Genomic DNA, 9017 nt, shown 5'->3' with positions numbered 1-9017 from the left:
TGCTGGAGAACCCGAACAAGCGCACGAAGCCGGTGATGGGCAAGATTGGACGTATCGCGGTTTGATGCCGTTCCTTTGGTAGTATTTACTGCAACAAAGGAGGAGGGGGTAAGAATGATTTGTGAGCGACCAAACACCCCGGATTTTGTTAGGAATTTGGGGAGACGGATAGGTTTCAGGCTGGATTGTTCGTTAGGGCATTGTGACCCTGTAAAGGAGCTTAGCCTTCGCCTGTTTCCGAACAGCCCCCATAAGACCCGGGTGCAACCGGTGATCTTGGATAGGAGCATGGTTTGGCCGTTCACGCCCCGAGCGGGGCTCCGCCTCCTAATTTTGGGGGTATAGCCATGGCCTTTATTGGTGTCGATCTTCATTCAAACTCGTTCACGACCTGCCATTTTGAGGTCGGTGCGAAAGACGCATTCCAGACGTTTCAACTTTCTATGGACGACCTGAACCGCTTCTGCCTCAGCCTGGATGCAGACGACAGCCTCGCAGTTGAGGCGACGGGAAACTCAGCTTGGTTTTGCGATCAAGTTCGAGCTTGCGTTGGTCGGCTCGTTGTTGTGAACGCCCGCCGTTTCGAGCTGATCCGCAAGTCGGCCAACAAAACCGACCGCAACGACGCTCGTGCGCTGGCTTATTTCCTGTCCAAAGACATGCTGCCAGACGCGGCTGCGTACGCATGCCGAGACCGAGTTGGGGTCGCTGGTTCAGACCCGCGATGTGTTGGTGAAGCAGCGTACGATGTTGCTCAACAAGCTCCATGCAATCTTCACGCGCAATGGGGTCAAACTGAAAAAAGAAAGCCTGTCGAGCATACGGCGCTTGACCGATCTTGGCATCAGCCAGTTCACCCCTGTTGAACAGGTTGAACTGGACGTGCTGCGAGATCAGGCATTGAGTTTGACCGGCACGTTGGCCCACATGGATAAGGCCATCGAAAAGACGGCCAAGCAGATCAACGGGTTTGAGGAAATCTCCAGCATCAAGGAGATTGGCGCTCGGTCAGCCGCGATCCTTCTGGCCGGGATCGGGAACGTCGATGACTTTGCGAGCGCGGACAAATTGGCCGCCTATTTTGGAATTGTGCCTCGGGTCAGCCAGTCCAATGAAACGGACAATCGCGGCAGGATTACCAAACGGGGCGACAAGCTCGTTCGTACCACGCTGGTGCAATGCACATTGTTTGCCATCAAATACTCCGGCTACCTCAACGCCTTCTATCAACGTGTCAAGGCCCGTCGTGGTGCGGGAAAAGCCATCATAGCAACGGCGCGAAAGCTGCTGTCGATCATCTACGACACACTCAAAAACGGATGGGTATTCGTAGATTTTGCGCAGTTCAAAATCAAAGAAAAACCACGTCCTGCTGGACAATCATCATAGGAGATGAACTGTGGGACTGAAACGGACTGACGAGTTCCGCGCTGATGCTGTGCGGATTGCGCTGACCAGCGGGCTGACACGAAAACAGGTGGCATTGGATTTGGGCGTTGGCTTATCCACGCTGAACAAGTGGGTGACAGCGCATCGCGACACTGAGGTTGTATCTGACAAGGACCTCGATCTTGGCCGCGAGAACGAACGGCTGCGACGGGAGAACCGCATCCTGAAGGAGGAGAGGGATATCCCAAAAAGGCAACGCAGTTCTTTGCGGGCCAAAAGCCATGAGGTTCGGGTTCATCGAAGAGAACACCGATACCTTCAGCGCCAAACGGATGTGTGATGTGCTGGATGTCAGTGAACGCGGACTACGCGCGTATCGTAGCCGACCTGCCAGCCAAAGGCAGCGAACTAACATGATGCTGCTCGCCCACATCAAGGAACAATCCCGGCTCAGCCTAGGCAGCTACGGCAGGCCCCGCATGACTGAAGAGCTGAAAGAGCTTGGCCTGAACATTGGCCATCGCCGCGTTGGTCGACTGATGCGCGAGAATGGCATACGCGTCGAACGATCCAGGAAATACAAGGTGACGACCGAGAGCAACCACGCCTTCAACATTGCGCCCAATCTGCTGAACCGCGACTTCCACGCGGATGCGCCCAATCAGAAATGGGCAGGTGACATCAGCTAAATGTGGACCCGCGAGGGCTGGCTGTATCTTGCCGTGATCTTGGACCTGCATTCAAGGCGCGTAATCGGCTGGGCTGTCAGCAATCGCATGAAGCGTGACCTGGCGATCCGGGCCTTGAAGATGGCGACCGGACTGCGACAACCGCCGAAAGACTGCATCCACCATACGGATCGCGGTAGCCAATACTGCTCTCACGATTATTAGAAACTGCTGCGTCAGCACGGCTTCCGGGTGTCCATGTCGGGCAAAGGCAATTGCTATGATAACTCAGCCGTCGAGACATTCTTCAAGAAGATCAAGGCCGAACTGATCTGGCGGAGGTCGTGGCACACGCGCAGAGACGCCGAGTTGGCCATCTTCCAATACATCAACGGTTTCTACAATCCGCGACCGCGACACTCAGCATTGGGCTGGAAAAACCCGGTCGCCTTCGAACGGAAAGTGGCTTAAACGAGCATTTGGAGCGGAACGAAAACGCGACAGGTCCATTTTGTGCCGTGACGCATCAGCGTTAAGACCGGCGTATTGGCTTACCCAGCGGTTTAAGGTCGCGTGATCGAGCTCGACGCCAAGTTCCGACATGATTTCTTCCAGATCCCGATATGAAACGCCGTACCGGAGACAGAAGAAAACAGCGTACAAGATCATGTCTTTCGGAAAGTGCACATCTTTGAATGAGACGGTCACGGTCTGCCCATGTCATTTTGAGCAAGCGCTACCAAAACTACGCTCGGCCCGACAGCTGGGGAAAAACTCGCGACAAAACCGTCCCATAAGGGTGATGCTCAGTCCGTTGAATCTGCATCATCCGCGCAAGCATCATCCGAAAAATTTAACATTTGTTTCAGGATATAGTGTCCCGCACAAGCGATACTCCAATTAAATGTATGGGAAGTTTCGCGAGTGAAGCAAAAACTAGCATTGGATGGGGGTTCTAAAAAATATGGCGACAGAAGCTGAATTACCTAAATTGGGTGTTTTATCTGAGCCTTTGGGCTTGTTGCCGGATGAAATTGGTGGCGGTCTTTATAAGCGGAACGTTCGTGCAGATCTCAGTTGGCGCAGTGGAGTTGCTAATCCCGGGCGGAGCATTGCGGGCGCCTTAAAAAGATGTGTTCGGAATAGTGGTAGGGCAAATCGGGATAATGGCGACAATATAAAATGGCAGAACAATTCAGCCCAGAATGATTTCGTTATACCAATCGGAGAAACCGTCCCAATTATCAGCCCATCTGAATTTCGGCGGTGCTTCGGTGGCCGGCCCTTCAGGCGGGCTTGATTGAGATGTCTGATGTGGCAGAAAGGCAATCGTTATCGGAAAGTGAATTCAGTTCTGCTTAGATGTGACAAAATGCGTCAGAGCTTCTCTTGTTACAATAGTGATGTGGTCCGGCTTTAATCATGGAAAGGAGTGAATTAGTCCAACATTTTGGCGTCGAGAGTTCCGGTGCATATTCTAATCTCAGACAGGCATCCAATGTATAGTCTAACAATAAAAGATCATGAAAGGTCGATGCTTGGGAGCGGGGGTTTTCGAGCGACAGATTCCCAGATTAATCGAGCAAATCGATCCCGACTTCGGGCCCTCTTTGCTGGATTGATGGCGGTTTCAGCATGCACACTCCCCGATAGGGGAGATCTTAAGATAACTGCAGACAATCTTGGAGCAGAATCAACGCGAGCAGCACTCGATTTGGATGCCATTGAACAGGGCGCGTATCGTGTTGCGCTGGTACCCGAATCTAATCTCAAAGCACTGTCAAAGCAACTGGATCAGGAAGCGATAGCCAATTCTGCTGCGCTATATGATGTGGTCTCGACGCGAGCAAGAAGACAGTCAGTTAAGTATGAGCAGTGGCCGCAATTGGTGCCGAGCGCTTCCACCTCGCTTAACAAGCCGGGTGAAACAGCGCTTGGACTATCCTTGGAACAGAAAGTATGGGATTGGGGTAATCGCAGAGCGCGCCTGAAAGATATTGATCTAGTTACTTCGAGGTTGGAGGTCGAATCTTGGAGAGAGCGAAATGAAAAGGTTTTTGAGGGTTTGAGGGCATACCTGCAGCTGATCAGGCATCAAGATCGCCTTGTGATTCTGGAAGAGTTAGATGAACGTTTTCGTTTACTTGCTGAGTTAATCGCTTCACGTACTTCTGGCGGAATAGCTGACCGAGGTGAGACAATTAAGATAGAGTTGGCACAACAAAAACTTCGGAGAGACAAGATTTCAGACGAAGCCGGGTTTCGCCAGGCGGGTTCTGAGCTCAGGCGCCTTCTACCGCCTGATTCGATAGTATCGGCTCATCTTACGGTATCCGATGTGTTTGATCAGTGTGTGAGATTGCAGCCAATTACAGCGGCACCAGATGAGAAATTGGCAGTTCTCCAAGTTGAGCGTGCTAAACTATCAGAAAAGATGCAAAGGTTCGAAAGCTACCCGAGCCTTGTTCTCGCTGCTGGTACTAGACTAAACAATGCCAACTTAAGTTCACCGACTATTGGCCTTAGGCTCGATTCCGCAAGTGGGCTCGGACTGGGTCGCCGCGAGCGACTCAAAGCTGCTGCTGCCGATATCAAGTCGGCGGAGACCAAGCTTGACACTGTAAGGGACCAATTGGAACTGGACATTGATGTATTACTTGCTGAGTATTCCAATTTGCAACTCAGGCTAAAGCAACTTGAAATCATAAAACAGCAAAATCTTAAAACGATTGAACTCTTTCAAGAACAAATAAAAGTAGGCTCCATCTCCCTTGTTGACGGAATAGCGCTGTTCCGTGAGGGGGCTGATACCAGAACCTCTCTTGTTGATATTAAGACAGATATAATATTGAACTGTTTACGGGCCTCGAAACTAAACGGACAACTTGTAGCCTTCGGGGTCGATAATGCTTGATGTGAAAGGATCAGAGGAATTCTGTGCTTCCAGATGCGCCCATGAAGATCTCGCGGAAGTCATTTCTGTACTGGTTGGCATATCGGGCCCAGATCAAGTTTCAGCTGACTTGATTAAGGCCGGTTTGCCCGTTGATGATGGGTGTTTGGATCTAGCATTATTGGACAGAGCTGCTTCAAGGCTTGAGTACAAAGCCAATTGGCACGACGACATCGAATATCATTTCCCTTGCTGCTTGCTTTTGAATTCCGGTGGTTATGTTGTGGCCATAGGAAGAGAAAATCAATCTATACTTTTACAAGATAGAAGTAATCGCAATGTGTGCCATCCGGTCCCACAAGAAACTATTGCGAACTTCCTTCAACCAAAGTGGTTTTCGATACATCCGAATGCGAGAATGCTAATTAATAGACATTCTCGATCAGAGGCTAAGGGCCATTGGTTTTGGGACAGGCTAACACACCGCAAAGACAAGCTTTTTGATATCGTATTAGGTTCCTTGACAGCAAACCTGCTAGCTGTTGTAACTTCGTTATTTGCGTTGCAGGTGTATGATCGCGTAATCCCAGCACAATCTGAGGCAACACTCTGGGTATTAGCATTGGGAGTGTTTATAGCTATCCTATTTGAGATGACATTACGCATTGCTAGATCCCACCAGATTGACAAGATGGGAAAAGATACGGAACTCCACATATCGAGTGAGCTTTTCTCAAGTGTATTAGGCATGAAACTTGACGCCCGACCGAGTTCACCAGGTGGAATAGTGAGCATGGTAAGAGAGTTTGGAGCAGTGAGAGAGTTCTTCACCGCGGCGGCTGTAGGGGTCGTCGCTGATCTTCCATTTACTGTTCTGTTTCTTGTACTCATATATGGAATTGCAGGAAATGTTGCATGGGTAATTCTGGTTGGATGCATTTTGACTGTGCTACCCAGCCTGTTGCTTCAGAAACGCATGCAAAGACTCTCAGAAGAGACTATGGGGGGAATGTCTTCAGCGAACAGGCTGTTAACGGAAGTATCTTACGGATTGGAATCGGTTAAGGCTTCTAGGTTTGAATCGTTCTTTCAACGTCAATGGGAAGAGATCATCGCATTGAATTCCCTCAAGACAACGGAGCAGAGGGGCCTGAGTAGCTTCCTAATGTTCTGGGCAATAGCAGTGCAACAATCAACATATGTGCTTGCAGTTGTTTCTGGCGTGTACTTAATATTTAATGGCGAATTGACGATGGGAGCTATCATAGCAGTTGGTATCCTAACCACCCGAACGCTTGCACCAATTACTCAAATGTCGCAAATATTGTCTCGTTGGCAAAACATGAACACTTCACTTTGTGCATTAGACAAGATCATAAAGTCACCACAGGATAGGGAAACGGACAGGGCTAAGATAAAAAAACGGACGCTTCGTGGTAAATTTGAATTAAAAAATGTAAGTTTCAAACATCAAAATACCGACAGAAATATACTTGAAATAGAGAATCTAAAGATTGCAGAAGGTACTAGAGTTGCGTTGCTCGGCTCCAGCGGTTCTGGTAAATCGACGCTCTTACGTGTCCTTTCCGGGTTATACTATGTATCCAGCGGGGAGCTCCTGGTTGATGATATTGACATTAGACAAATAGAAGTTTCGGATATTAGGAGGTGCATTGGTTATCTGCCGCAGGATATCAGATTGTTTTGTGGAACCCTCAGAGAAAATCTTTCGCTGTCAGGCCACCATAGCGACGAGCAACTATTGGATGCTTTGGATTTCGCAGGCCTGGGCGACTTTGTTAGGAAAAATTCGCGGGGATTGGACCTTCAGATTTCCGACGGGGGATATGGGCTATCCGTTGGACAGCGCCAAAGTGTTGGCTTGTCCAGACTCTTTCTGCAGGATCCTAGCGTTGTTTTGTTGGATGAACCGACGTCCGCACTCGATCAAAAACTCGCGGTGGAAGTCACTAGAAGAATTGACGAATGGATTGGTTCTCGAACTTGTGTCTTTTCCACCCACAGAATGGAGTTGCTCGCAGCGGCAACAGACATTGTGGTTCTAAATAACGGACAGGTGCAAGCAATAGGTCCCAAAGATGATTTTATCTCTCGGATCAGGAACAAGAAACCAAAAAACAGCGAAATCAGAAGCGAACTCTGATGGTCAATAGCCTAACACTTTCCGAATCCCTTTCTAAAACCATAAATTCCAAGGGGCGCCCAACAATCTGGCTGCTTTCTGCAATGGTATTTACATTTATTGCATGGGCAAACTTCGCCGACCTGAAAGAAATAGTGCGCGGTGTTGGGCGCGTTGTGCCAGCGATGCAAAGCCAAGCTGTCCAAAATCTCGAAGGAGGAATTGTCAGGGAGATATTCGTTGCCGAAGGGGACACCGTCGAAGACGGGCAACTTGTAGTTCGAATGGATCGAACCAAATCTGAAAGCTCGTATAGGGAACTTTCAGATCAACGTTTGGCGTTATTGTTGAAATTGCAGCGCTTGGAAGCCGAGAAAGCTGGTTTGGCTTTCGCCTTCTCACCAACATTAGAACTCCAAAATCTGTCTCCTGAGTATGCAGCATCAGAACGAGCGCTATATGAAGCGCGAAAAGCAGAGTTTAGTTTAACTATTGAAAATCTGCAAAAAGCTCTCGAATTGAAATCGCGCGAGGTAGACATGCTTGTGCCAATGGTGGCGAAAGGGGCAGTACCAGAGCTTGAAGTTGTTCGGGCCCGACAGGCTCTGGTTGATGTAAAAAGCAGACTTGATGGATTATCGACAGAATTCAAAACTGAAGTCGCACGGGAATTCGCTCAGACTTTGGGGGAATTAGGAAAGATTGAAGCTCAATTGAATTCACGAAAAGATCAACTGATTAGGACGGATGTGAGATCGCCAGTTAGGGGGATAGTCAACAAAGTTGCTGCAACGACTATTGGAGGTGTGGTGGCCCCCGGTGAAACTCTTTTGGAGATTCTGCCGTTGGAAGAACCATTGAGAGTTGAGGGACAGATTGATCCGCGCGACATTGGTTTTGTCCACTCAGGAATGGAAGCTACGGTGAAGCTGACGGCTTTTGATTATTCCATATTTGGGACACTCACGGGAACCGTGAGCCACGTTGGAGCTGACACCATAGTTGACGAGGCAGATCCAGAAGCTGTTCCTTTCTATCAGCTAATAATTGAACTGGATAAAACCACGTTGTCAGGCCCGTCTGGATCTGTGGCGATCAAACCTGGTATGCAGGCAGAAATTGAATTAGGTGCAGGAGAAAAAACTGTTCTACAATATTTGCTTAAGCCTCTGTTCAAAACTACTGAAGCATTAACTGAGAGATGACAGTATTGGACACCTTTCGGTTTCAAGCTGTTCCGCGCCAATAGTCCTATCGCAAAAACTTGGAGAGTATCTATGAGCAAAAACGTACTTATCCTTGGAGCGTCAGGAAAAATAGGACGACATAGCGCTCAGGCGTTTGAAACCGCTGGCTGGTCGGTTCGACGGTACGACCGTGAAAACGACGACATGATCAAGGCAGCTAAAAACTGCGCTGTCATTGTCAATGGGTTAAATCCACCAAATTATCATGACTGGCAAACTATAATTCCCCGGATCACTAATGAGGTCATCCGGGCTGCGCATAGCAATGATGCAACAGTCTTGCTGCCGGGAAACGTCTACCATTTTGGCAATCAACCAGGGCTCTGGTCCGAAACTACACCAAGCAAACCTGTTAGTCAGAAAGGTGAAATTCGCCTCTCGATGGAACGGACCTATGCAAAAAGTGATGTACAAACTATAGTATTGCGCGCTGGAAATTTAATCGATCCCGAATGCCAAGGCTGTGTTATGTCCCAGATTTATTTGCGCAACATCCGGAGAGACAAGATCTTACTGCCAGGACAGGAGGAAACGCGTCAGGCAATGTGCTATGTGCCCGATTGGGCGCGCGCTGCCGTCGAACTAGCCGAACAACGTGAGACACTATCGTCCTTCGAAGACGTACCGTTTGCAGGCCACACCTTGAGTGCGGTCGATATCAAATTAGGCGTCGAAGC

Annotated in this window: 5 protein-coding genes and 2 pseudogenes; 6 read left to right on the top strand and 1 reads right to left on the bottom strand. The window is 49.1% G+C overall.

All coding sequences use genetic code 11. The features are described 5' to 3' along the window. The first annotated feature begins 347 nt into the window (after positions 1-347). Both ACR0CW_RS22840 and ACR0CW_RS22835 read left to right on the top strand, forming a co-directional pair. Positions 348-1389 (top strand): IS110 family RNA-guided transposase gene (locus ACR0CW_RS22840; RefSeq protein WP_480789554.1). Its coding sequence is split into 2 segments (ribosomal slippage): positions 348-676 and positions 675-1389, totalling 1044 coding nucleotides; the frame shifts between segments, so codons are not numbered across the junction. A 10-nt stretch (positions 1390-1399) separates the two neighbouring features. Beyond that, a pseudogene (locus ACR0CW_RS22835) lies at positions 1400-2528 on the top strand (IS3 family transposase). A gap of 24 nt (positions 2529-2552) precedes the next feature. Here the strand turns inward: ACR0CW_RS22835 and ACR0CW_RS22830 are convergent. After that, positions 2553-2765, bottom strand: a pseudogene (locus ACR0CW_RS22830) (IS6 family transposase); the annotation flags it as partial. Positions 2766-3678: 913 nt separating this feature from the next. Between ACR0CW_RS22830 and ACR0CW_RS22825 the strand changes: the two are divergent. The 4 genes from ACR0CW_RS22825 to ACR0CW_RS22810 all read left to right on the top strand — a co-directional run. Continuing rightward, positions 3679-4971: a TolC family protein gene (locus ACR0CW_RS22825; protein ID WP_480789553.1), complete on the top strand. Its 1293-nt coding sequence runs from the start codon at positions 3679-3681 to the stop codon at positions 4969-4971. Next, on the top strand, positions 4964-7114 hold the full coding sequence (locus tag ACR0CW_RS22820; RefSeq protein WP_480789552.1) for an ATP-binding cassette domain-containing protein: 2151 nt from the start codon (positions 4964-4966) through the stop codon (positions 7112-7114). The genes ACR0CW_RS22825 and ACR0CW_RS22820 overlap by 8 nt, the downstream gene beginning before the upstream one ends. Beyond that, positions 7114-8298, top strand: a complete 1185-nt coding sequence (locus ACR0CW_RS22815) for a beta-barrel domain-containing protein (protein WP_480789551.1) — start codon at positions 7114-7116, stop codon at positions 8296-8298. The genes ACR0CW_RS22820 and ACR0CW_RS22815 overlap by 1 nt, the downstream gene beginning before the upstream one ends. Positions 8299-8370: 72 nt before the next feature. Continuing rightward, the coding region (locus ACR0CW_RS22810; RefSeq protein WP_480789550.1) for an NAD-dependent epimerase/dehydratase family protein at positions 8371-9017 on the top strand (647 nt) is incomplete at its 3' end.

The organism is Ruegeria sp. CH6 (assembly GCF_056537005.1).
Note: the sequence above shows the minus strand (reverse complement) of the source record. Positions and strands in the feature narration are given on the sequence as shown.